The sequence below is a fragment of the Staphylococcus sp. GW823-FHT05F06 genome, assembly GCF_058795495.1.
The window spans coordinates 12,113-34,242 of sequence record NZ_JBXAHW010000015.1; the positions used below are offsets into that span (position 1 = coordinate 12,113).

20 protein-coding genes, 8 tRNA genes and 1 pseudogene are annotated in these 22,130 nt (G+C 30.6%); 7 read left to right on the forward strand and 22 right to left on the reverse strand.

What is annotated here, in order from left to right; translation table 11 throughout:
- Positions 1-309: 309 nt before the first annotated feature.
- Positions 310-1,044 (forward strand): halocin C8 precursor-like protein, encoded by a 735-nt coding sequence (locus AC1Q7N_RS09615; RefSeq protein WP_002456424.1) that lies wholly within the window; start codon positions 310-312, stop codon positions 1,042-1,044.
- 265 nt (positions 1,045-1,309) lie between these two features.
- Here AC1Q7N_RS09615 and AC1Q7N_RS09620 read toward each other — a convergent pair.
- A pseudogene (locus AC1Q7N_RS09620) lies at positions 1,310-1,636 on the reverse strand (amidase).
- A gap of 158 nt (positions 1,637-1,794) precedes the next feature.
- Between AC1Q7N_RS09620 and AC1Q7N_RS09625 the strand changes: the two are divergent.
- On the forward strand, positions 1,795-2,289 hold the full coding sequence (locus AC1Q7N_RS09625; protein ID WP_002456422.1) for a site-specific integrase: 495 nt from the start codon (positions 1,795-1,797) through the stop codon (positions 2,287-2,289).
- 224 nt (positions 2,290-2,513) lie between these two features.
- Here the strand turns inward: AC1Q7N_RS09625 and AC1Q7N_RS09630 are convergent.
- From AC1Q7N_RS09630 to hemE, 12 genes are all read right to left on the reverse strand, one after another.
- A tRNA-Ser gene (locus tag AC1Q7N_RS09630) sits at positions 2,514-2,602 on the reverse strand.
- Between the two features lie 53 nt (positions 2,603-2,655).
- Positions 2,656-2,727, reverse strand: a tRNA-Glu gene (locus AC1Q7N_RS09635).
- Between the two features lies 1 nt (position 2,728).
- Positions 2,729-2,803: transfer RNA gene (locus AC1Q7N_RS09640), tRNA-Asn, on the reverse strand.
- A gap of 9 nt (positions 2,804-2,812) precedes the next feature.
- Positions 2,813-2,886 (reverse strand) — tRNA-Gly (locus AC1Q7N_RS09645).
- A gap of 17 nt (positions 2,887-2,903) precedes the next feature.
- Positions 2,904-2,979: transfer RNA gene (locus AC1Q7N_RS09650), tRNA-His, on the reverse strand.
- Positions 2,980-2,992: 13 nt separating this feature from the next.
- A tRNA-Phe gene (locus AC1Q7N_RS09655) sits at positions 2,993-3,065 on the reverse strand.
- A 10-nt stretch (positions 3,066-3,075) separates the two neighbouring features.
- A tRNA-Asp gene (locus AC1Q7N_RS09660) sits at positions 3,076-3,151 on the reverse strand.
- A 14-nt stretch (positions 3,152-3,165) separates the two neighbouring features.
- Positions 3,166-3,239, reverse strand: a tRNA-Met gene (locus AC1Q7N_RS09665).
- A 314-nt stretch (positions 3,240-3,553) separates the two neighbouring features.
- Entirely contained in the window at positions 3,554-4,108 is a 555-nt protein-coding gene (locus AC1Q7N_RS09670) for an RBBP9/YdeN family alpha/beta hydrolase (protein ID WP_001832974.1), read from the reverse strand.
- Positions 4,109-4,243: 135 nt separating this feature from the next.
- Positions 4,244-5,641 (reverse strand): protoporphyrinogen oxidase, encoded by a 1,398-nt coding sequence (gene hemY, locus AC1Q7N_RS09675; RefSeq protein ID WP_002469574.1) that lies wholly within the window; start codon positions 5,639-5,641, stop codon positions 4,244-4,246.
- 143 nt (positions 5,642-5,784) lie between these two features.
- Positions 5,785-6,708: a ferrochelatase gene (gene hemH / locus AC1Q7N_RS09680; RefSeq protein ID WP_001829846.1), complete on the reverse strand. Its 924-nt coding sequence runs from the start codon at positions 6,706-6,708 to the stop codon at positions 5,785-5,787.
- A 76-nt stretch (positions 6,709-6,784) separates the two neighbouring features.
- Entirely contained in the window at positions 6,785-7,846 is a 1,062-nt protein-coding gene (hemE, locus tag AC1Q7N_RS09685; protein ID WP_002456355.1) for a uroporphyrinogen decarboxylase, read from the reverse strand.
- 292 nt (positions 7,847-8,138) lie between these two features.
- On the opposite strand from hemE, the gene traP reads away from it, so the two are divergent.
- The gene (gene traP, locus AC1Q7N_RS09690; RefSeq protein WP_002468814.1) at positions 8,139-8,642 is read left to right on the forward strand and encodes a signal transduction protein TRAP; all 504 of its coding nucleotides are present in this window, start codon (positions 8,139-8,141) and stop codon (positions 8,640-8,642) included.
- 556 nt (positions 8,643-9,198) lie between these two features.
- Here the strand turns inward: traP and AC1Q7N_RS09695 are convergent.
- From AC1Q7N_RS09695 to ecsA, 3 genes are read right to left on the reverse strand one after another with little or no spacing between them, the layout of a single operon-like run.
- Positions 9,199-9,822: a CadD family cadmium resistance transporter gene (locus AC1Q7N_RS09695; RefSeq protein WP_002468833.1), complete on the reverse strand. Its 624-nt coding sequence runs from the start codon at positions 9,820-9,822 to the stop codon at positions 9,199-9,201.
- 58 nt (positions 9,823-9,880) lie between these two features.
- Complete coding sequence (gene ecsB / locus AC1Q7N_RS09700) at positions 9,881-11,104, reverse strand: ABC transporter permease EcsB (RefSeq protein ID WP_002470395.1); 1,224 nt, start codon at positions 11,102-11,104, stop codon at positions 9,881-9,883.
- Complete coding sequence (ecsA, locus tag AC1Q7N_RS09705; protein WP_001829855.1) at positions 11,097-11,837, reverse strand: ABC transporter ATP-binding protein EcsA; 741 nt, start codon at positions 11,835-11,837, stop codon at positions 11,097-11,099. Before ecsA ends, ecsB begins: the two co-directional genes overlap by 8 nt.
- Positions 11,838-11,966: 129 nt before the next feature.
- On the opposite strand from ecsA, the gene AC1Q7N_RS09710 reads away from it, so the two are divergent.
- The 4 genes from AC1Q7N_RS09710 to prsA all read left to right on the forward strand — a co-directional run bounded on the left by AC1Q7N_RS09710 (position 11,967) and on the right by prsA (position 14,746).
- Complete coding sequence (locus AC1Q7N_RS09710; RefSeq protein ID WP_001829828.1) at positions 11,967-12,392, forward strand: HIT family protein; 426 nt, start codon at positions 11,967-11,969, stop codon at positions 12,390-12,392.
- Positions 12,393-12,468: 76 nt separating this feature from the next.
- On the forward strand, positions 12,469-12,840 hold the full coding sequence (locus AC1Q7N_RS09715) for a YtxH domain-containing protein (protein ID WP_002456353.1): 372 nt from the start codon (positions 12,469-12,471) through the stop codon (positions 12,838-12,840).
- A 165-nt stretch (positions 12,841-13,005) separates the two neighbouring features.
- Positions 13,006-13,566, forward strand: coding sequence for a DUF3267 domain-containing protein (locus AC1Q7N_RS09720; protein ID WP_145376529.1), 561 nt, complete (start codon positions 13,006-13,008; stop codon positions 13,564-13,566).
- A gap of 202 nt (positions 13,567-13,768) precedes the next feature.
- Complete coding sequence (gene prsA / locus AC1Q7N_RS09725; protein WP_002456352.1) at positions 13,769-14,746, forward strand: peptidylprolyl isomerase PrsA; 978 nt, start codon at positions 13,769-13,771, stop codon at positions 14,744-14,746.
- 149 nt (positions 14,747-14,895) lie between these two features.
- On the opposite strand, the gene AC1Q7N_RS09730 is transcribed toward prsA, so the two are convergent.
- The 6 genes from AC1Q7N_RS09730 to AC1Q7N_RS09755 form a co-directional block, all read right to left on the reverse strand.
- Positions 14,896-15,000 (reverse strand): type I toxin-antitoxin system Fst family toxin, encoded by a 105-nt coding sequence (locus AC1Q7N_RS09730; RefSeq protein ID WP_002440288.1) that lies wholly within the window; start codon positions 14,998-15,000, stop codon positions 14,896-14,898.
- A 171-nt stretch (positions 15,001-15,171) separates the two neighbouring features.
- Positions 15,172-16,113, reverse strand: coding sequence for a 3'-5' exoribonuclease YhaM (gene yhaM, locus AC1Q7N_RS09735; RefSeq protein ID WP_002456351.1), 942 nt, complete (start codon positions 16,111-16,113; stop codon positions 15,172-15,174).
- On the reverse strand, positions 16,110-19,049 hold the full coding sequence (locus tag AC1Q7N_RS09740; RefSeq protein ID WP_002486231.1) for an ATP-binding protein: 2,940 nt from the start codon (positions 19,047-19,049) through the stop codon (positions 16,110-16,112). Before AC1Q7N_RS09740 ends, yhaM begins: the two co-directional genes overlap by 4 nt.
- A complete protein-coding gene (locus AC1Q7N_RS09745; protein WP_001829843.1) occupies positions 19,039-20,235 on the reverse strand; it encodes a metallophosphoesterase family protein in 1,197 nt (398 codons plus the stop codon). Before AC1Q7N_RS09745 ends, AC1Q7N_RS09740 begins: the two co-directional genes overlap by 11 nt.
- 270 nt (positions 20,236-20,505) lie before the next feature.
- Entirely contained in the window at positions 20,506-20,850 is a 345-nt protein-coding gene (locus AC1Q7N_RS09750; RefSeq protein ID WP_001829805.1) for a YlbF/YmcA family competence regulator, read from the reverse strand.
- A gap of 72 nt (positions 20,851-20,922) precedes the next feature.
- Positions 20,923-22,053 carry a DUF445 domain-containing protein gene (locus AC1Q7N_RS09755; RefSeq protein ID WP_002485606.1) on the reverse strand — a complete coding sequence of 377 codons (1,131 nt, stop codon included), beginning with the start codon at positions 22,051-22,053 and terminating at the stop codon, positions 20,923-20,925.
- Between the last annotated feature and the right edge of the window lie 77 nt (positions 22,054-22,130).

The window sequence follows — 22,130 nt, forward strand, 5'->3', positions numbered from 1 at the left end:
TTTTGGAGAGGTATAAAATTACAATATAACGATATAGATTAAATCAATAGTACTATTCATTTAAGAAGTACTATGACAAAATCAGCTAATAAAATCATTTCAATTGCTATAAAAGATATGAAACATATACAAAATGTTTTAAACAGACTATTACAGATTTCTGCCAAAATAAAAAACATACCTTTTAGTAAAATGGTTAAAATTTTGATATCGACATCTACGAAATGATAATAAACACATAGGAATTATCGTTATATTAATTAGTTAAAATGATAGTATGAGTATAGAACACAATAAGGAGGAATTCTAATGAGAAAATTATTTCTATCAATTTTATCTATTATAATAATTTCAAGTTTTTGTGTTGCAACAGGGTTTCAAAACGTTAATGCTGCAAATAATGAGGTGAGCAAACCTCAAAGTAATGTGGATAGTAAAACTAAACAAAATATTATTAAAAAAATAAAAAAATCTAATGCTTATAAAAAGCACGCTAATTCAACTTCTATTGACTCAATAAAAGATGACGATATTATTGTTCATTTGGATAAAGGTAAAAACACCAATGTATATTCTATTAACTATGTATTTGGTAAAAAATTAGCTAAAATGAATGATAACCTTGCAATGATTGAATTAAAATATAACGAAGCAAACAATGAAGTTTTCTACAATCATATGATGTATTCAAAATTTGTTAAATATAATAATAAAGAATATATTAATATGAAAGGCATTTTAAATGGCAAACCTTATTATGAATTTAATATAGATCAGAAAGGTCATTACTACGATAAAAACTTTAAACATACCTCTAAAGATGAAATCGAAAAAGATTCTGCTAAAAACTTACCACCTAAAGAGCGTGGTTGGTGTGAATGGGCAGTAGGAGCTTTATGTGGTACCGGTGGAGCTGCAGGTTGTTGGGCAACTGCTACAGCTTTAGGTATTACTACTGGTTGGGGAGGCTTTTCATTAGCTACAATTTGTGGTCTGATAAGCTCTCTAGGCTGTACTGGTGCAACCAACTATATTTGTAAATAAGGAAAAGGTGATTACATGGCAATGTTTATAATGATATTTCTTTTCACGTATTCAATTATAATCACTTTAATGTATTTTAATAAAAAGAAATAACACTTTTAAAAGCGACTTTTTAGTCGCTTTTTTTGTATAAAAAAATAAGGTAGCCATAGCGACTACCCTTGTACAATGACCTGGTAATTTAATTATATCATTTCCAGTCTATTTTACCCCAATATTACTCATTTTTTATTTTTTGTTGTTTGTTTATAATTTTACTAACGGCTCAATAGAAATGTTTATTACTTGAACCTGGTGCTTGATATTTAAAGTGGTGCCACCAATATCCATCTTTTTTAATAACTTGGTCGAATTTAACCCAATCTGTCTTTCTGTATAATCACGAGCCACTTTCAACAATAGCGCCATTGATACCTAGCGACCTTCTAACTCTAATACCACTTTTAGGTGCGTTAGGGTAGAAAGTACCTCCCCAGTTCCAAGTTATCTTTTTGCTAGATGGGTTGCTTTTTAGTGCGTTTATTTGTCTACCATTGATAGCCTCTGCAAGTCTCTTAGTAAAACTGTTGATGTTCTTAGTTATATAGTCCATGTCTTTTTTACTAGTGATGAAACCTAACTAAATTAATCTATAATTTAAATTAAGTTGTCCGGTAATATTAGCATTTAACAAATCGTTTCTAGGTGTCACACCTCTAATTTACCAACCATCTTACCTAGACACCTGCACAAAAAGAAGATGAAAAGTTTATGAGCATAGAAAATTTTGTAAATTTAAAGAAGTATGTATCTGATCCCCCTATTCAATCATATGTATTTGTTTATATTTTAATCGTCACTGGAGGTCGCTTTGGAGAAGTTCAAAAACTAAGTAGAAGTGATTTAGATTATAAAAATAATACAATACACTTACCAGGAACGAAAACAGAAACTTCAGATAGAACTGTAGATATACCTGCTGCAGATATGAATATGTTAAGAAAAACATTATCTAAAATGCCAGTGAGTTTATCAAATCAATTATTCAGTACAGGTGTAGGATTGATTACACACAATGCTGTATCTAAAGTGTTACAAAAATTTTGTTTAGAAAATAAAATAGGTAAATATACTTTGCATAGTATAAGACACACGCATTGTTCTTATTTACTACTCAATGACGTATCTATCTATTACACTTCAAAGAGATTAGGTTACAAAAATATTAAAACTACTATGGATGCATATTTCGCATCTATTAGATGAAGTAGAGCAGACAGAAAGAGAAAAAACAGTGAATGTATTGGAAAATATGAACGGGAACGTAATTTAATTTTGCGGGGACGTTTTTATCAATTTAACAATATAGAGGAATGTTACGGGAACGTTTAGTTTGACTTACGAGGTTTAACGAAAGTTAATAAGATATAACAAAACCCCGTCAAATCAACGTTTTGTTTCACGAGATTTAACGAGGTACAAACAAATAACGGAGAGTGAGGGATTCGAACCCTCGAGACGCTTGTGACGCCTACACACTTTCCAGGCGTGCTCCTTCGGCCAACTCGGACAACTCTCCATGATAGAATATAATAATAAAAAAACAGAAGCGATATTTCACTTCTGTTTGTATGACTCCTACGGGACTCGAACCCGTGTTACCGCCGTGAAAGGGCGGTGTCTTAACCGCTTGACCAAGGAGCCATGGCTCCACAGGTAGGATTCGAACCTACGACCGATCGGTTAACAGCCGATAGCTCTACCACTGAGCTACTGTGGATAAATAAAATGGAGCGGGTGATGGGAATCGAACCCACAACATCAGCTTGGAAGGCTGAGGTTTTGCCATTAAACTACACCCGCTTAATGAAATACGATTATGGGGCGGTTGAAGGGAATCGAACCCTCGAGTGTCGGAACCACAATCCGATGCGTTAACCACTTCGCCACAACCGCCAAAAATAGCGAATGGTTCAGGACAGAGTCGAACTGCCGACACATGGAGCTTCAATCCATTGCTCTACCAACTGAGCTACTGAACCATAATTGTAATGGCGGTCTCGACGGGAATCGAACCCGCGATCTCCTGCGTGACAGGCAGGCGTGTTAACCGCTACACTACGAGACCTAATAAAACATGTATTGCGGGAGGCGGATTTGAACCACCGACCTTCGGGTTATGAGCCCGACGAGCTACCGAACTGCTCCATCCCGCGCCAATATTATTTTTGACTACCTATTAATCATATCATTAAATAGTTAATGATGTCAACACTTTATTTAAATTATTTTAACAATTTCTTTAAATGTCATTAAAAAATAAATGTAACACTTAAGGTTTAACGCCCTCTAAACAATTACCTATTAAGTATATAAACTTAAGCCATAATAGTCAATATCGTTTTTCGATTTATTTGTGTAAAAAATTACTTCATATATCATTTTATAATTTAAATTACTAAATGATATGAATTATTATCAATAATATTTAATGTTTGAAAGTACAGACTAGGATAGATGTGTAAACATCCTACCTAGTCATATATCCTTGCATTCTGTTAATTAAAGAAGTAAATGTTACAAAACCTTCCTCTTCTAAAAAGTGTCCCCCATCTTCTACTACACGTGTATGTCCATTAAGTGAATTCATCAGCCTTTGTGTTTCCTTGTATGAAACATATTGATCATCTTTAGACGTGAGTCCATAAAATTTATCTACTTGCTCTTTTATTTTATCGTAATCGATGGTTACCCCTTTTAAATCTACATCTTCGTCTATATCTTGTGCATCTTCTTTAAATCCTGCGATACTAAAGAAACCTTCAATGTGATGATGCGTTTCTTCAAGAAATTTTAAAGCAGCGATTGAGCCAAATCCGTGGGTCACAAAATATGTATCTTTTTTACGGATATGTAGTTGTTGTTTCATTTCATTAACCCACTCATCAATTTGAGCATGATCATTTGCTTCAAGATTGAATAAAGAAACATCATACCCTTCCAAAGTTAAATTATGCCTTAACCATTCATACCAATGATTTTTAGAATTACCATGTTTTGAGTGTACAATTATAATGTCTGTCATCTTTCCTCTCACTCCTTTATTAATTCTATTGTAAATAAAAACACTTTAAAAAGAAATCGAATAAGTTTCCTTGCCATATATTTATAGCGTAAATCTAACTTATTACATTCTTCTAATTAAAGTGTCATTATATTATTATAACTCTTCTAATATTTCATCAACTGCATTCTTACCTTGTTGTATGCAGTCTGGTAAACCGACAGCTTCAAACGGTGCCCCTGTAACACGTAATCTAGGATAAGTTGTTTTAATATGTTGTTGAATTTCTTTAATCATTTTAATATGACCCACGTGGTATTGGGGCATACTCTTAGGTAACCGATTTACAATTGTAAAATCAGGATTCCCTGAGATGGTCATCATTTGGCTTAAGTCTTTTCTAACAATTGATACTATTTCTTCATCGGTGTGATCATCTACTACAGTATCACCTGGTTTTCCTATATATGCTCGAATTAAAACTTTACCTTCTGGAGTAGTAAATGGCCATTTCTTTGATGTCCAAGTACATGCAGTAATATCCGTTTGACTTGTTCTTGCAATAACAAAGCCAGTTCCATCGTACGTATTGGTAATATTTTTCTCATCAAAGGCCAAAACAACTGTTGCGACAGTAGTAGAATCCATGTTTTTAAAGTAATCAAATGCTGGATCGTGACTAAACCAGTTCAGAAATACTTGATGTGGTGTTGTTACAAGTAAGCCATTAAATTTCTCTTTACTGTCATCTTCTAATAAAATTTCATAATCTTTTTGCGAAATCAATATATCTTTGACTGGCGTGTTATATCGTATGTGGACACCTTTACTTTCAATATCTTTAACAAGAGCCTCTATAAAAGAACTCAATCCGTGTCTAAACTGTTTGAATTGTCCTTTAGGAGCACCTGGATATAATTGACGTTTCTTAATACGTTGTTCTTTTTCGTCTTTCATTCCTTTAATCAAACTACCAAATTGTTCCTCTTTTTCCTTAAAGTTAGGAAATGTACTCATTAAGCTCAATTGATCAATATCAGTGCCATAAATACCACCCATTAGTGGTTCAATTAAGTTCTCTAATACTTCATTACCTAATCGTTGTCTAAAGAAACTACCAACAGAAATATCATCTTCAATTTCTATCGGTTTTTTAAACAAATCAAGCCCCGCTCTTAATTTACCAATAGGTGAAATGAGTCTTGTTTTAATAAATGGTTTAATATCTGTAGGAATTCCCATAATTGAGCCACCAGGAATAGGATATAATTTATTTTTAGCAAAAATATAAGATTGGCCAGTAGTATTTGTTATAAGGTCATTTTCTAATCCAATATCTTTTGCCACATCAGTCATAATTGTCTTACGACCTAAATAAGACTCAGGGCCTAACTCAATTGTGTAACCATCTGATCTATATGTTTGAATCTTTCCACCTACTCTATTTGAGGCTTCGAAGATAGTTACTTCAATAGAAGGGTCTTGTTTTTTAATGAAATATGCGCTAGATAAACCAGTGATTCCCGCTCCAATAATTGCCACTTTCTTACTCACTTTTCCACGCTTCCTTTCAGAATTGCTTAAAAATTTATTAAAATACGCCATATACCGACTCTAAAAGAAAAAATTATAAAAACAATTCCCCCTATTAAAATGGAGGAATTGTTTTGTTTAATAGGTTTGGATGACAGACTCATTTATATATGTGATTGAATTTCGTCAACAATAGCACCGATAAATAATGGATGTGTGTTAGGCATTTCTGGACGATAGTAATTTACCCCAATATCGTCACAAACCACTTTACATTCATAATCATTATCATAAAGCACCTCTAAATGTTCACAAACAAAACCTACTGGCGTATAGATAAAGTGCTTAAACTGGTGTTCCTTATATAAATCACGAGTTAAATCTTGGACATCTGGGCCTAACCAAGGTGTTCCAGTATTCCCCTCTGATTGCCACCCTTCAGCAACATGGATGATGTTAGATTCCTGTTTAAGAATTTCCGCTGTTTCATGCAATTCATGAGGATATGGATCATTATTTCTTTCAATTAACCCTTTTGGTAAACTATGTGCAGAAACTACTAATACAGTTTCATCATGTTCTTGATTAGGTATTTGTTCTAATGTTTCATTAATTTTTTCCGTCCAATATTTAATAAATTTTGGCTGCTGATAATAGTGTTTAATATGTGTTAACTGGATGCCATATTCATCTGCTTTTTCTTGAGCACGTTGATCATAAGAGCCAACAGAAAAACTAGAATAATGAGGCGCAAGAACAACTGTTACTGCTTCTTTAATTCCATCATTATGCATTTGCTCTACTGCTTCTTCAATATATGGAGATATATGTTTTAATCCGAGATAAAGTTTAAAATTCACATCATCTTGTTCTTTATTTAATGCTTCGAGTAATGCTTCGGCTTGACGATCGGTTGTTCCTGCCAAAGGAGAAAGCCCACCAATAAATTCATATCTATCCTTTAAATCTTGCAGTTCTTCTTCAGTTGGTTTTTTTCCACGTCTAATATCAGTGTAATAAGGCTCTATATCACTTTCTTTATATGGTGTACCATACGCCATTACTAATAAGCCTATTGTTTTAGTCATTAATAAAAACCTTCCTTTTAAATCTTTAATTTGAATCAATGAAGTAAGGTTTGGAATCTAACCAAATCTTTAAAAACTATTTCGCTGTATAATTATGAACAAATTCAGTCACTTTTCGCAAAGTTTCTGGTTTAACTTCTGGAAATACACCGTGACCTAAATTGAAAATATGCTTTCCACGATTTAAACCTTGATTTAATATGTCTTTGAGTCGTGATTCTATGACATCCCATGGCGCTAACAGTACAGATGGGTCTAAATTACCTTGAATTGCTTTATTGACTCCCATTTTGTCAGCTTGCTTTATTGTAGTTCTCCAATCAAGGCCTAGTACATCTATCGGTAAATCATTCCATTCATTAATTAAATGACTTGCACCGACACCAAAAAGAATGATAGGTACATCATAATAAGCTTTAATGCCAGAAATCAATTTATTCATGGCTGGCTTAATATAATAGCGATAATCCTTCACATTGAGTGCACCAACCCAGGAATCAAAAATCTGAATGATTTCCGCTCCTGCTTCCACTTGTGCTACAACATAATCAATAGAAATGTCGACGAGATGGTTCATTAAAGCAAACCATGTTTCCTCATCTCTATACATCATCGCTTTAGTAAAATTATAATTTTTTGAAGGCCCTCCCTCAATCATATAAGATGCTAAAGTAAATGGCGCTCCTGTAAAACCTATTAAAGGTACATTAAGTTTTTCTTCAGTGAGTAACTTAATTGTATCTAATACATATGGGACATCTCTTTTAGGATCTATTTGGGATAGCCTTTCTACATCTTTAACAGTTTGAATAGGATTGGAAATTACAGGTCCTATTCCTGATTTAATTTCGACATCTACACCAATTGGTTTGAGTGGTGTCATAATATCTTTGTACAATACAGCCGCATCGGTTTGATAATTATCTACTGGTAAATGTGTCACATATGCACACAATTCCGGTTGATGTGTGATTTCAAATAGAGAATATTTTTCTTTTAATTTTCGATACTCAGGTTGAGAACGTCCAGCCTGTCTCATAAACCAAACAGGTGTATGTGACGTACTTTCTCCTTTTATAGCTTTTAAAATTGTATCGTTTTTGCTGCGCACCCTTGAGTCCCCCCACAATTGAATCATTCTTACCAATGATAGCATATTGCACTTAATTAAGTATTTTAATATGCTTAAATGTCACAAAAAAGACACACTACATTTGACTGTACCAAGTGGATAAAATTCTTTAATAAGATATCTCTTATTTACTAAAAGTTGGATAGATATTAAATTACATGACTAATATTAAATAATTTATGATTTTTCTTAATTTGTCATCTAAAAATAAATTACTTTTTTATACAAATTAATCAACTTTATTTGTATATAGAACAGTAGGCTCGTATAATAAATTTAAACAAAGGAGGAATGAGCCATGTATTTATATACATCTTATGGGACTTACCAATTTTTAAATCAAATTAAACTTAATCATCAAGAACGTAATTTATTTCAATTTTCCACTAATGATTCCTCAATAATCTTAGAAGAGTCTGAGGGAAAATCAATCTTAAAACATCCTAGTGCATATCAAGTGATTGATAGCACAGGTGAATTTAGCGAACATCATTTTTATAGTGCTATTTTTGTCCCTACATCTGAAGATCACCGTCAACAGCTAGAGAAAAAATTATTACACGTAGACGTACCTTTAAGTAATTTTGGTGGTTTTAAAAGCTATCGTTTATTAAAACCCACTGAGGGGTCTACCTACAAAATTTACTTTGGTTTTGCAAATCGAACAGCATATGAAGATTTCAAAGCTTCTGATATATTTAATGAAAACTTTTCAAAAGATGCATTGAGCCAATACTTTGGTGCTAGTGGTCAACATTCCAGCTATTTTGAAAGATATTTATATCCAATAGAAGATCATTAATTCGTCAATACAAATTATATATTCAAAAAATATGAACACAGTTATTTAGTCTACTTATAAATTATATGGAATGATGTTAAAAGACATTTCAACCGTTGATAGAGATTTATCAAATTTTAGGTTAATCTGTTGCCTGTAAAAGGAACTATACTAAGCAGAGTGATTGATGTAGTGAGATAATAAATTTGATTAATTGTTATATCCATTAATTTTTTACATCTTTCAAATTGCATTTTCTAAAGAATTTCTAAGTGCATTTTTCTATTTATGGCAATTGTTTATACGACAAGATGCCTGTGACATTACATATGGTCATAGGCATCTTTTTGTATATAGTTAAATACTTTTACTTATTCTAATTTACATTGATTAAAACACCGATTTTATTCTATCTTTAATTTAGCCATGATGTATTACCTCTTAGCTATAGCTTTAATTAAATGGCATTTCATCCTCAAACTCATCTCAATTGATTATGTTTGTTGAATTAAAAAACGGCAACCACCATATTTACTATGGAAGTTACCGAATGAATTATAGTTGTAATATAATCTCATTACACTAAAAAAACAAAATGAAAGAGTTTTTGAACTGTTCCGTTTTCAATGATAATGAATAGTCCTAAACCAATATAGACTATTGACATTATCCACCTACTAAATCTTTCAATGACTTCACCTAGGCCAGGTATATTAGCCAATTTTTGAGCGGTAAAGACAAGAATAAAAATTAAGATTACAAATGTGATTAAAGTGATAACTAATTCATAATTATTTATGGTAGTGAAATATGGTACAAATAATCCTATATTATCTGCACCACAACTTGCTAATGTGACTACTGCTACAGATTTTGATAACTCAGATAATCCTTTTTTATTTAGTTCATCTTTAGCTCTTCTTTCCCCTTCACAATCATCGAATATAGCAACCTTAATTCCTAAATAAATTGGTATAAGACCAAGCAATCCTAAAATCCATTTATCTGGTACATAGTTAAGTACATAAGCAAAAAACAAACTTACAAAAATTAAAGTTAATGACCCTAGATATTGTCCAATATAAATATCTTTATACTGTTGATAATTGTTAGCTCTTGCAAAAAATATTAATAATATAACTAATAAATCAACCGCTGTAGCAATATACAGGATGGCGGCTGTCGTTATCGTTTCAAACATTCAATCCCTCTTTTGACTTTAATAAATTAAAATAAATTTTACTCTAACTAAATTTGATTTAGTCACGTAATAATGTTTCTTGATATTTTAATTTTTTAACTGCATTTCGAATGGTTAGCCAGCCTACTATAAAGAATAATACAGCAAAAAAGAATAAGTCATGGTGTTTGATTACATAAACAATCGTAAATGTAATAGCGATTATAATCATCAAGCGATTTAAAAATTGCTGATATCCCGCAATAACTTTTGTATCAGATACAGGCCAAACTTGAGGCCATAAACCGTATGCTTGTTGCGTATAAAATTGAGACATTTGTAATAAAATAATATACATAAACAAACTACCGATAATTAATGAAACAACCGGTTGTGATAACCATACCATTAATATAATAGCGATAATAACTAATCTTAAAATAATAGAAAAAGCATCGCGTCCTCTGACAAAACTTCTTATAAATAAATATAAATACATCCGATTCTCATTAAATTTGGCACCTTTAGGAACGGGTAGTAAGAAATCAAGATAACTACGACGTACTGCTGATTCTCTTAGGTGTTTTACGTCTGTAAACATATTAACGAATTTATAATAATTTGTGTGATGTTGTTGTTCAATTGCAATCACTTTTTCCCAAGGAAGTAAATAGTGATCTGCTTTAGTCTTTAGGACTAAATAAATTACAAATAATATAATCATTATTAAAAAAGCTAAATAGTTATGAAATCTTAAAATCATGTAATGCGTTACTGCTAAAGGTATAAATAATAATATGTTGATAATGAACACATTTTTATTTAATTTAACCCATTGCCATTTGATGAGTAATACCAAATATGGATATAGCAATGTACTTATAGAAAATGCGATATAAAATCCATAATGATTGTGACTTAATTTATAAAACAATGGAAAGAATACGATTAGCAAAATGAACGGTAAACTGATTCTTGAAATATAACTATAAAACAGACTTGCATTAATATAATTTTTCATGTGTCTTTCAAAAGGTAGTAAGAAGATTTGGTCCGCTTCTTTTAAGAGTGTACGAATTGGGAATAATGAAACAACAGCTAATGCTATACTAGCAAATAGTGCATAGTCTATTTGGGGAGGAATGTGACTTAACCATTCGCCATATCCAAATATAAATGCTCCTAATAGTATAAGTAGAAAAACTGTAAAGTGACCATTAAATATAAATTTATTATAATAGTTTTTCTCCTTACGTATAGCTTGTTGTCGTTTTCTAAACAAAGTTAACGCCTCGTTATTCATAAGCACTACTACCTTGTGTGACATGGATGTAAATATCATCTAAAGTTTTATCTTTTAATCCTGTTTGTTCCCGTAACTCATCAAGATTACCAAATGCAACAATTTCACCTTTATCTAAAATAATAAATCTATCACAATACCTTTCGGCTGTAGCCAAAATATGTGTACTCATTAATACTGTTCGATTTTCATTTCTTTTTTCTACCATTAAATCTAACATAGACTGTATCCCCAAAGGATCTAAACCGAGGAAAGGTTCGTCAATAATATATAATTCTGGATCAACTATAAATGCACAAATAATCATCACTTTTTGTTTCATCCCTTTAGAAAAATGACTTGGAAATACTTTAAGTTCATTTTCTAATCTAAAAACTTTAAGTAATGGTTTAGCTCTACGCATAGCCTCTTCTCTACTTAATTGATAAGCCATCGCCGTCATTTCAATGTGCTCCTCTAAAGTTAGTTCATCATAGATGACTGGTGATTCAGGTATATAAGATAACTTTCTTCTATAATTTTCAATATCTTCATTAATTTTAATATTTGAAATTGATAATTTGCCTTCCATTGGATTAATCAATCCTAGCATATGTTTAATTGTAGTACTTTTCCCAGCACCATTTAGACCTATTAAACCTACAATTTCACCTTTTTCTAATTCAAAATTCAAATCTTTAATTACAGGTTTTTTTCCATATCCCCCTGTAAGATGTTCAACTTTTACTGTCATAAGGCACCTCCATTGACTTTATTGTATCAAAAAAAATTATATAGACCTAAAAATAATCTTTACAATGATGTAGTTTTAAAAAATGAATGATATAATATGAACAAACATTTGTAGAGGAGTGTCATTATTATGTCAGAAACGATATTCAGTAAAATTATTTCAGGTGAGATTCCTAGTTTTAAGATATATGAAAATGATTATGTTTATGCATTCCTTGATATATCTCAAGTTTCAAAAGGACATACGCTATTAGTACCTAAAAAACCTTCAGCAAATATATTTGAAACTGATGAAGAAACAATGAAACATATAGGGGTTGCTTTACCTAAAGTAGCAAATGCAATTAAAAACGCATTTCACCCTGACGGCTTAAACATTATTCAAAATAATGGTGAATATGCCGATCAATCAGTATTTCACATTCATTTCCATTTAATACCGAGATATGAAAATGATATAGACGGATTTGGCTATAAATGGGAAACACATGAAGATGTAATCGATGATGAAACTAAACAAAAAATAGCAACACAAATTCAAGCACAAATATCTTAATCATGCATATTTCTTGTTATACTGGGTATGAAATAACTATTACAATTATCCGACAAATAAAGTGAGGAGAATCATAATGAAAGTCTCAAGAATATTATTTGGTTTAGGTGTAGGTGCTGTTGCAGGATTTGCAGTTGCTTTAAGACATCGTGATAACCAAAGCGTAAAAAATCATACGATTGATGCTAGTCAACCCACTGGAGCTCAATCAGAATTACAACGTGAAATAGAGAATATGAAACAATCCTTCAATGATATTCTTAATTACGGTTCACAAATCAAGAATGAAAGTATTGAATTTGGAAGTTCAATTGGCGAAGAGTTTAAAGGATTGATTGGTAATTTTAAATCTGATATTAATCCAAACATCGAAAAATTACAAAGCCACATTGAAAATTTACAAAATCGTGGCGAAGATATTAGTAATAACCTTTCAAACGATAAGTAGTTTAAAACTATGGCAACTAAGCCATAGTTTTTTTACTTCTAAATCTTAGATAGTTTAAACTTTTCACTCAGTAAAACCAACAAATATCAGCAATATCTATTGACTATTGAGCAAAAGACATAGATAATACGTAACGAATATTAACATAGAGAAGAGGCATATATTATGTTTTTATGTACTCGGCAAATCGATATACATGCACGGTTCGGTATTCAAAGAATTGCATTTTTAAGTTTAGTTGCGACAATATTTACATTTTTAGTTAGTTATGAAGTGATGTATTATTTTTTAGATACACCACTCTCAGATAGATATTTTTTTGTACTTATAGTGTTTATATTGCTCATGTACCCTATTCATAAAATAGTACATCTTTTATTCTTTTTGCCTTATTATAAATCTTTTAAAATCCATAAATTATCTAGTAAGAAATGGGTACCATATTTTAATACTTATGTTAATACGCCTGTTCACAAAATTTATTTTTGTATTAATCTCATTCTACCCATCTTTTTCCTATCTGGTATATTTATAATGCTAAGTATATATTTACCTCAATATGGACATTATTTTATGTTTTTATTATCACTTAACATAGGCTGTTCAATGATGGATATTTTATATTTAAAGATACTTCTATTTTCAAATGATGGACATTATGTCGAAGAACATCAATCAGGTCTTCATATTTTAAACAAGGTAGACAATCCTTATATACAACACTGATTTTTTAAATCCTTTACAAAGAATAGATGCAACATTCTTTATATTTATAAATAAAATATGCATAATTAAATCGCTATCAATTATGTAGTTACACCCCCCTTTCCTTGTCATACTATAGTCTGAGGAAAGGGGTTTCTAATTGGTTGATGATTAATAATATGTTATATTTACGATGATTAATACATAAAGGAGCTATCAACTTATGAAATTAATGAATAAAATTATCGTACCTGTAACAGCAAGTGCACTTTTGTTAGGTGCCTGTGGTTCAAATGCAACTGAATCGAAGGATAACACACTTATTTCTTCTAAAGCTGGTGATGTTAAAGTTGCTGACGTAATGAAAAAAATGGGCAAAGAACAAATTGCTAACACATCTTTTAGCATTGTATTAAACAAAGTTTTAGCAGATAAATATAAAGATAAAGTAGATACAAAAGATATTGATAAAGATATTAAAAAAGAAGAGAAACAATACGGCGGTAAAGATCAATTTGAAAGCATGTTAAAACAACAAGGTATGTCACTTGATGATTATAAAGAACAGAAGAAATTATCAGCTTATCAGAAACAATTGTTACTAGATAAAGTTAATGTATCAGATAAAGAAATCAAAGAAAACTCTAAAAAAACATCACACATTTTAATTAAAGTTAAATCTAAATCTAGCGATAAAGAAGGTTTATCAGATAAAAAAGCGAAAGAAAAAGCTGAAAAAATTCAAAAAGAAGTGGAAAAGAATCCAAATAAGTTTGGAGAAATAGCAAAAAAAGAATCAATGGACAGTTCTTCAGCTAAGAAAGATGGTTCATTAGGTTATGTGATTAAAGGTCAAATGGTAGATAGCTTCGAAAAAGCACTATTTAAATTAAAAGAAGGAGAAGTTTCTAAAGTCGTAAAAACAGACTATGGCTATCACATTATAAAAGCAGATAAAGAAACTGATTTTAATAGTGAAAAATCAAATATCAAACAAAAATTAATCGAAGAAAAGGTACAGAAGAAACCTAAATTATTAACTGATGCATACAAAGAATTATTAAAAGAGTATAAAGTAGACTACAAAGATAGAGATATTAAAAAAGCAATTGAGGATTCTATTCTTGATCCAGATAAAATCAAACAACAACAGCAACAACAATCACAAGGTGGTTCTGGATTAACTAATTCAGGTTCTTAATTCCTTTCAAACTTGATTGTCCTTAATTGAAATATTCATCACTCATGTTATAATATACTTAACAAAGATATCTATCATATATGCACTAACCCCCTTACTATGCCAGTAGTAAGGGGGTTTTTAGTGTGGCTAAATTTAAAAAATGTCGCCTATCGATGTTTGTCATTACGTTGACGTAGCCAATGCGTAAACAACGCAACTATACAACCACTAATAACAGTGGTGATGATGTGTACAAAGATATCTAAAATCATATATGCACCTCCTTCCCTTCGTCATACGACGCCTGAGAAGTAAAGTTAGGCGACTAATTTATTATAACATGTTGTTTAAAAAACATTAAAAAAGTACAAAGACTCTAAGAATAGATACTTCTTTAAAATTATCTATTCATTAAAAGTAACTTTGTACTATTGAACCTGAATTTAATCAAGTGTTGTTGGATTATAAAATTGTCTATTTTCTAAACCAAAAATTCTTTCTGTAAATTGACCTTTTTCTGTTTTTTTGAAAGCTTTATCAAACATGTTCATTTTAGCATCAATATTATCTATAAAGTAAAGTATTTCAGCTTCCTTTAAATGAGGCAATTTAGGCGATCCAAACTCCATTTTACCATGATGCGCTAAAATCATATGTCTAAGTAACATAACCTCTTCTCCATCAATGCCTAACTCTTTGGCTGTTTCAGCAACTTCATCACTTGCTATAGAGATATGACCAAGTAAATTTCCTTCAACAGTATAGGTCGTCGCCACTGGACCACTCAATTCTCTTACTTTACCTAAATCATGCAAAATGATAGCACTATATAATAGACTTCTATTCAACAGAGGATAAATATCACATACAGATTTTGCTATACGCAACATTGTTAAAACATGATAACTCAATCCACTCGCGAAATTATGATGATGAGAACTAGCTGCTGGATAAGTGAAAAAACGATCTTGATACTTTTTAATTAAATGTCTAGTAATGCGTTGTAAGTTAGCATTTTCAATATCTAACATAAAATGCGATAATTCCTCTTGTATTTCTGTAGGTGACATTGGCGCACCGTCAACAAAGTCTTTAGTTGACACTTTGTCTTCAGCTTGTGCAAGACGTATTTGATGTATTTTCATCTGTTTGCGTCCACGATAATTGATGATATCACCTTTGACATGAACTATTGTTTCTGGTTTTAAAGTTTGCATATCATCTTTCGTAGCAGTCCATAATTTAGCTTCAATATCACCACTTTTATCTTGCAGAAATAGTGTCATGTAATCTTTACCCTGAGCTGTAACACCTTGAGTTGCACGATGGATCAAGAAAAAATGATCCACTGAGTCGCCGGGATTTAATTTTTCTACATTTCTCATTTTTTCCCGCCTTCCTGTAATTTATTTAAAGTTAATACTTCTTTAGCCGGTATGACATGATCTTTTGTACAAGTAAAATAAAGTATTTGATAATGTTCTGATAGTTCTCTCAAATATTTCAACATACGTTCTTTACGATATTTATCAAAATGAACAAATGCATCATCTACAATCACTGGGAATGGATAATACGGTTTTAATACTTTAATAAGACTAATACGTAAAGCCACATATAATAATTCTTTTGTAGATTGACTCAACTCAACTGGCTCAAATACTTGTCCGTTAGAATGCTTTACATGTATTTTATGATTTTCAGTATAATGAATCATATTGTAAGTACCATTTGTTAAATTTTTAAAAATAGATACAGCTTCATTAATCACTTGTGGTAGACGCTTATCTTTTATTTGCTTGATATGTTCTTCCACTAAAGCTTGCATATAACTTAAGCTTGCCCAATCCTTAGCAATATCGTTAAGTCTATTTTTTAAGCTATAATATTCATGTCTTAATTGTGCTAAAGTTCTATCTGTTTCCATATGATTAATCTGAGCATTTAAATCACTAACTTCTGCTTGCATTTCTAAAAATTGATCATTGTAATCGTCAACTTGTTTAGCCAATCTATGATCTTCTTCTTCTAGTTGAGCAGTAGTTTTCTCACTTAATTGCGAACTCATTTCATAAGTGTAATTTTGATTTTCTAAATATTGATTTAAATCATTAAATCGATTTAAATCACTTTGATATGTTTCAAAATGATGATGATGTGTATAATAATCTTCTTCATTATCTACATCAACATAATCAAATAATTGCTTAATCATTTGATTCGTTTCACTTAAGCGTGACTTCAATTGCTTTAATTCATTATTGAGTAATTGCGTTTCAGTTTGATTTTTATTCCAAGCCTCATTTTGTTCTTCTGCATTTTTTAACCACTGTTTCACATCATGGAAGAAAGACATCTGATTAAATAGTTTTAAATGTGGTTCAGTTACAGATTGTGCACGTTCATAAAAGTGATTGATATCTTTTAGCAGATTATTGCGTTGTTGATTTAAATCAATAATGTATTTATCATGCGCTTTAATTTGACCAATGGTTGAGATACTTTCAACCACTAATTCATCAGAAAGTTTTTCTGATAAACGTAACTCTTTTTTTATTTCAATAATGCTATGTTTTAAACTATCTAATCGCTCATTTGCAGTCGTTAATGATTGATTGATATATTGATGTTTTTCTTCAAGTATTTTTTTATTTTTTTTAGCATGACGCCATTGTTCACGAACTTGTTGTTGATATTCTAAATCGAAGTCAAGATTATATTCTTTTTCAAGTTGCGTGAGTTGGTTTTCTAAATCATTAATTTCCTGACTTATTGCTGTGCTATAATCTACTGCTTTAGATCTAGAAAAAATGATACCTACTACAAAAATCACAGTTAATAGAGCAAATATTATACCAAAAATAAGATTTGCAGTGAAAAAAGAAAAAATAGAAAGTGCTGCTGATAGAATAGTCAAAACAATAAATCCTATTCTCAAAAACTTTTGTCTTTTATTTTTTTGTGTTTGTTCTTCTTCAAAAGTTTCTTTTAACTTTTCATACAAGTTCTCTTTTTCATGTAATTCTAAAACTTGTTGTGTATATTCCTTTTTCTTTTCAAAGGTTTCGTCAGGAACAAGCTCATTCTCAACTTGATTAATCTCATTAGAATTAGAGTTTCTTTCAATTTTATTTTCTTCAAGTCCACGTTCTAACTGATTGATATAAGCAATTTGTTCTTGCTTGCCTAATACTAAATCACTCATATGACTTTTCATCGCTTCAGTACTGTCTGCGTCGTAAAACACTTCTTGCCAACCTATATTAGATTGAAGAGCTTCTAGTTCACGTTGCTTATCAGCAATATCTTTCTCTATTGAACGTAACTCAAATTCTTTTTGTTTAATTTCAGTCTCTTGTTGATAAAGGCTATTAAACGAATCAATATACTTTTGGTCTACTGGATTGATGGACTCCGCCTCTTTATTTAATATGCTTAATCTTTCTTCTCGCAAACTTTTATCTCGTTCAAGTGATTGTTTGTGAGATTTAGCAGTTTCGTATCTATCTATCCCTTTTTCAGGAAAATTTATAGGCTCTATATTAAGCGACTGTTCTAACCTTTTCCATTCTTGTGTTTGATCGTGTAGAGCAACCTCTTTTTGTTTTTGCTCATGCATTTTTGATAATTGATTTAAATTTTGCTTCAAATTTTCTAGTCTTCTTGATGATTTATCTTTATCGTCTACAAGTCGATGATATGTATCAAGTTTACTTTCTTCATTTCGAATTTGATTTTCTAATTGTTTAAGTTGCTCAATTTGTTGATTAATAATTGGATTTTTTCCAGATTTTTTATATAATTCTTCTTTCTTTTGTCCAATTCTATCTCTCATACTTGTAAATTCAGTTGATCCAAGTGCACCTGCTTCTAATAAATAATCTTGTAGTTGCTCTTCATCTAGATTTTTATGAATATCTTGAAGACCTAAAACATCAAAAGAGAATATACCTTGATATGTTTTCTTTGAAATGTAATTAAGTTTTTTATTTAGCCAAACTTCATCTCGAATAGTACCATCTTTAAGATAAATTTTGACATCTCCATGAGCACTTCCCTTGATTCTCTCAACCTCTGCTTCAATGCCATCGTCGAAAATGAGTGATAATTTCCCACCATATTGATTACCTAATCTTGGTTCTAAACGTGGTTCTTTGGACTTTTTAGTAGGAAATCCGAACAAAATAGAGTGAATAAATGCTTGAATAGTAGATTTACCAGCTTCATTCTCACCAAATATCTCAGTAAATTGACGATTAAATTCAATTTTACGTTGAACAAATTGGCCATATCCGTATATTTCTAATGATTTAATTATCATTTTGTTCACCTCTCATTTCATCCTTTAAAAGTCTTTCTGCATGATTGACTAACTCAACTTTATCAAATTCATTATAGTCATCTAAAAACTTAGAAGCCCTTGGATTAAGATATAAATCAGTCATTGCCGAATCAAAAAGTGACGCATCATCAAGTAATTCTGGTGAAAACTCTTTAACTATTGGCATTTCGTCATTTTGAACATATTGAAGATTTAAATCTTCAATAAAAACAAATTGATTTTCGTTTTCTTCGAACTCAGTAATCATTTCTTTTAATTGAATTAAATCTTGTGGTGCAATAATGTCTTCACTATTAATGCGTACGTTCAATCTATAAAATGATTTCCCTTCAGTTCTTACTTTATCTTTAAAAGATTGAATAACATCATAAAGTCCTTGTTTAGATGTATGATCAGTTTCAATTGTAGCTTCTTCAAATTTAATAAATTGAGTAGGATAAAATTGTGTAGTGAGTTTAAGATGATCACCTTCGACCAATAGACAACCTTTTTCTCCTAATTCATTGAAATGTCTTCCTTGGATATTACCTGGATAGTTAATGACTGGCATGTCACTTAACTGTTCACGTTGGTGTATATGTCCTAATGCCCAGTAGTGGTATAAACGTTGATTTAAGTCTTCTAACCTAAATTCAGTATAACGGTCTTTCACCGAAGATTTACTATAAGTTCCATGTAATACACCAATATGTATGCCCTTCTGACCTTGACTTGATGGGTATGCGTCTATTTTATTTTCATAACTCGCATCATTTTGATAGCTGAATCCATGAATATAAATTGTTTCTCCTGATTTAGTGATAGCTTGATATGTCTCTACTTGATTTGAAAATACGGATACGTTATTAGGCCACTGACTTGTTATTTTAGAAGTAAGAGGATCGTGGTTGCCATGGCAAATATAAACAAATATTTGTTCTTTTCTTAATCTTTCAAATTGTTCATTTAAAAAGACTTCAGCACGCAATGTACGATTCTCACTATCAAATAAATCACCTGCTATAATAATAAAATCGACTTCCTGTTTTAAAGCTAAGTCGACTATGTTTTTAAAACTTTCATATGCACTCTTTTGGACATCTTCAAAAATATTTGGACTAAGATAACTTTTAGATTTGAAAGGACTGTCCAAATGCAAATCAGCACAGTGTATAAATTTAACCATAAGTTTGATTCTCCTTAGAATATCTGCAAAGTTAATTGAAAAAATGTACAAGATTGTTTATACATTAATGTGATGCATAAAGTATATAAACTAAAATTTTACAGTATGAATGATGAGAAATAACTTTACCTTATATTCTTTCATTTTACCATATCTGTTTGTTGACAGTCGATGAAGAATCCATGGATTTAAAAATAATAAAATATAAATAAGAAAGCCTGGAACAATTATTATGTCCCAGGCTCAATCAAAGTAGATATTGATTAACTATTAGTCAGCGTAAATTTCATCTAAAGGTTTTACGATGATTTGATTAATTTCTTGGAATACTTGGCTCATTTTTTGCTCAGCATTCATTAATTCAGAAATATTTTCATCTTTTTCTATAGCTTGAGCTTGTTCTTGAGCTTTTTGTAAATCTTCTTCAGGAATTTCTTCCCCTTGCATTTGTTTTTGTTGGAAGCTCATTTGAGTTTCACGGAATTCATCAAATAATTTTTTTGATTCTTCGTTTTCTTTTACTTTAGCAAATGCATCTTTAATAGCTTTATATTCATCACTATCTCTTAAAGCTTGTTCTAATTGATTTGCATAATCATATAAATTTACTGCCATAAGTCTTTGCACTCCTTTGAGTTAATTTGTGTTTTTAACCACTCACAGAATACTTTAACATATCTGTCACCATTAGACAAAGATTGCAATCACTCCTTGGAAAAATCCAATGATACCTCCTAATATAAACCCTAATGTCATGATTAATTTTAATTCTTTGTTGGCAATATCAATAATTAGATTTTCAATATACTTTAAGTCAAATGTATTAATCTGTTCTTCAACTAATTGACGTAAATTAATCTTTTTCATAATGTTTGTTAAATGTTTTGAAGTACCTTTAATAATAAAATCAGTCATACGTTTTGATGTATCATCTTCTAGGAATTGAATAAACTGCGGAACAACTTGTTTGATAGGTCTCTCTGTTTTATCTTTTAGATTTAAATAAGTTTTTAATTCATTAAGTACTAATTGACTATAATTTTTAAATTGTTGTTCTTTAATGATCTCATCTAAGTTCTTATCTTTAAATGTTTCATACTCATCATTTAATACTTTAGTAATTATTTTTTGAGATTGAGGATGTTGAGTTAGTCTAATCAACTCATGTTGAATTCTGTCAGCAATGCTTTCTTTTGTCATAAACATTTGTAGTAAACCAATGATGCGTCCCTTTTCATTGAAAAATGTGTCTAACATTTCATAAATATCACGTTCACCTTTTTCAGAACTTAAATAATTTCTAGCCCTTTCACATAGGAAGTCAGTAATATATTCTATTTGACCTTTACATTGATCTAAGAAAGACTGAGGTAATATTTCACTTAACTTTCTATATTTATTTGACTCATACCAAAAGTTTAGTTTATTTAGAAATTTAGTAGTCAATTTATAATCTACCAACTCATTAACATCTATCCCTAAAAATCCAGCTATTTTTTTTATTGTCACATCATCATTTTTTAATTTACTTATTTGTTTATGGATTAATTGCTGTATCATATTTCTCGATTGCGGTTGATTTAACTTCTGTCGAATTAGTTCTTCAGTAATAAGATGTTCCTCAATAACTTGTCCAATTTTTCTGGCGATTTCCTCACGACGTTTTGGGATCAAACCTGGTGTGAATGGAATACGAAACCTAAAAATATAATACGGTTTAAATGGATGAAATAACATTTTAATTGCAATCATATTAGTTACTCCACCAATTATTGCTCCTAAAATTATCATAAAAACTACTAATAATATGGTATGCATCATATAAACTCCCTTTAAATAGAAAATGTTTCAAAACTATTTCATTTTACTCACTTATAAAAAAACGATGAAACCAA

Excerpts from the sequence above, each read along its gene's own strand:
- ecsB (WP_002470395.1), bottom strand. The coding sequence starts at position 11,104 with ATGAATAACGAGGCGTTAACTTTGTTTAGAAAACGACAACAAGCTATA.
- prsA (WP_002456352.1), top strand. The coding sequence starts at position 13,769 with ATGAAATTAATGAATAAAATTATCGTACCTGTAACAGCAAGTGCACTT.
- AC1Q7N_RS09615 (WP_002456424.1), top strand. The coding sequence starts at position 310 with ATGAGAAAATTATTTCTATCAATTTTATCTATTATAATAATTTCAAGT.
- ecsA (WP_001829855.1), bottom strand. The coding sequence starts at position 11,837 with ATGACAGTAAAAGTTGAACATCTTACAGGGGGATATGGAAAAAAACCT.
- AC1Q7N_RS09695 (WP_002468833.1), bottom strand. The coding sequence starts at position 9,822 with ATGTTTGAAACGATAACGACAGCCGCCATCCTGTATATTGCTACAGCG.
- hemE (WP_002456355.1), bottom strand. The coding sequence starts at position 7,846 with ATGATTCAATTGTGGGGGGACTCAAGGGTGCGCAGCAAAAACGATACA.
- AC1Q7N_RS09750 (WP_001829805.1), bottom strand. The coding sequence starts at position 20,850 with ATGGCAGTAAATTTATATGATTATGCAAATCAATTAGAACAAGCTTTA.
- yhaM (WP_002456351.1), bottom strand. The coding sequence starts at position 16,113 with ATGAGAAATGTAGAAAAATTAAATCCCGGCGACTCAGTGGATCATTTT.
- hemH (WP_001829846.1), bottom strand. The coding sequence starts at position 6,708 with ATGACTAAAACAATAGGCTTATTAGTAATGGCGTATGGTACACCATAT.
- AC1Q7N_RS09625 (WP_002456422.1), top strand. The coding sequence starts at position 1,795 with ATGAGCATAGAAAATTTTGTAAATTTAAAGAAGTATGTATCTGATCCC.
- AC1Q7N_RS09730 (WP_002440288.1), bottom strand. The coding sequence starts at position 15,000 with ATGATTTTAGATATCTTTGTACACATCATCACCACTGTTATTAGTGGT.
- AC1Q7N_RS09670 (WP_001832974.1), bottom strand. The coding sequence starts at position 4,108 with ATGACAGACATTATAATTGTACACTCAAAACATGGTAATTCTAAAAAT.
- traP (WP_002468814.1), top strand. The coding sequence starts at position 8,139 with ATGTATTTATATACATCTTATGGGACTTACCAATTTTTAAATCAAATT.
- AC1Q7N_RS09710 (WP_001829828.1), top strand. The coding sequence starts at position 11,967 with ATGTCAGAAACGATATTCAGTAAAATTATTTCAGGTGAGATTCCTAGT.
- AC1Q7N_RS09740 (WP_002486231.1), bottom strand. The coding sequence starts at position 19,049 with ATGATAATTAAATCATTAGAAATATACGGATATGGCCAATTTGTTCAA.
- AC1Q7N_RS09720 (WP_145376529.1), top strand. The coding sequence starts at position 13,006 with ATGTTTTTATGTACTCGGCAAATCGATATACATGCACGGTTCGGTATT.
- AC1Q7N_RS09715 (WP_002456353.1), top strand. The coding sequence starts at position 12,469 with ATGAAAGTCTCAAGAATATTATTTGGTTTAGGTGTAGGTGCTGTTGCA.
- AC1Q7N_RS09745 (WP_001829843.1), bottom strand. The coding sequence starts at position 20,235 with ATGGTTAAATTTATACACTGTGCTGATTTGCATTTGGACAGTCCTTTC.
- AC1Q7N_RS09755 (WP_002485606.1), bottom strand. The coding sequence starts at position 22,053 with ATGCATACCATATTATTAGTAGTTTTTATGATAATTTTAGGAGCAATA.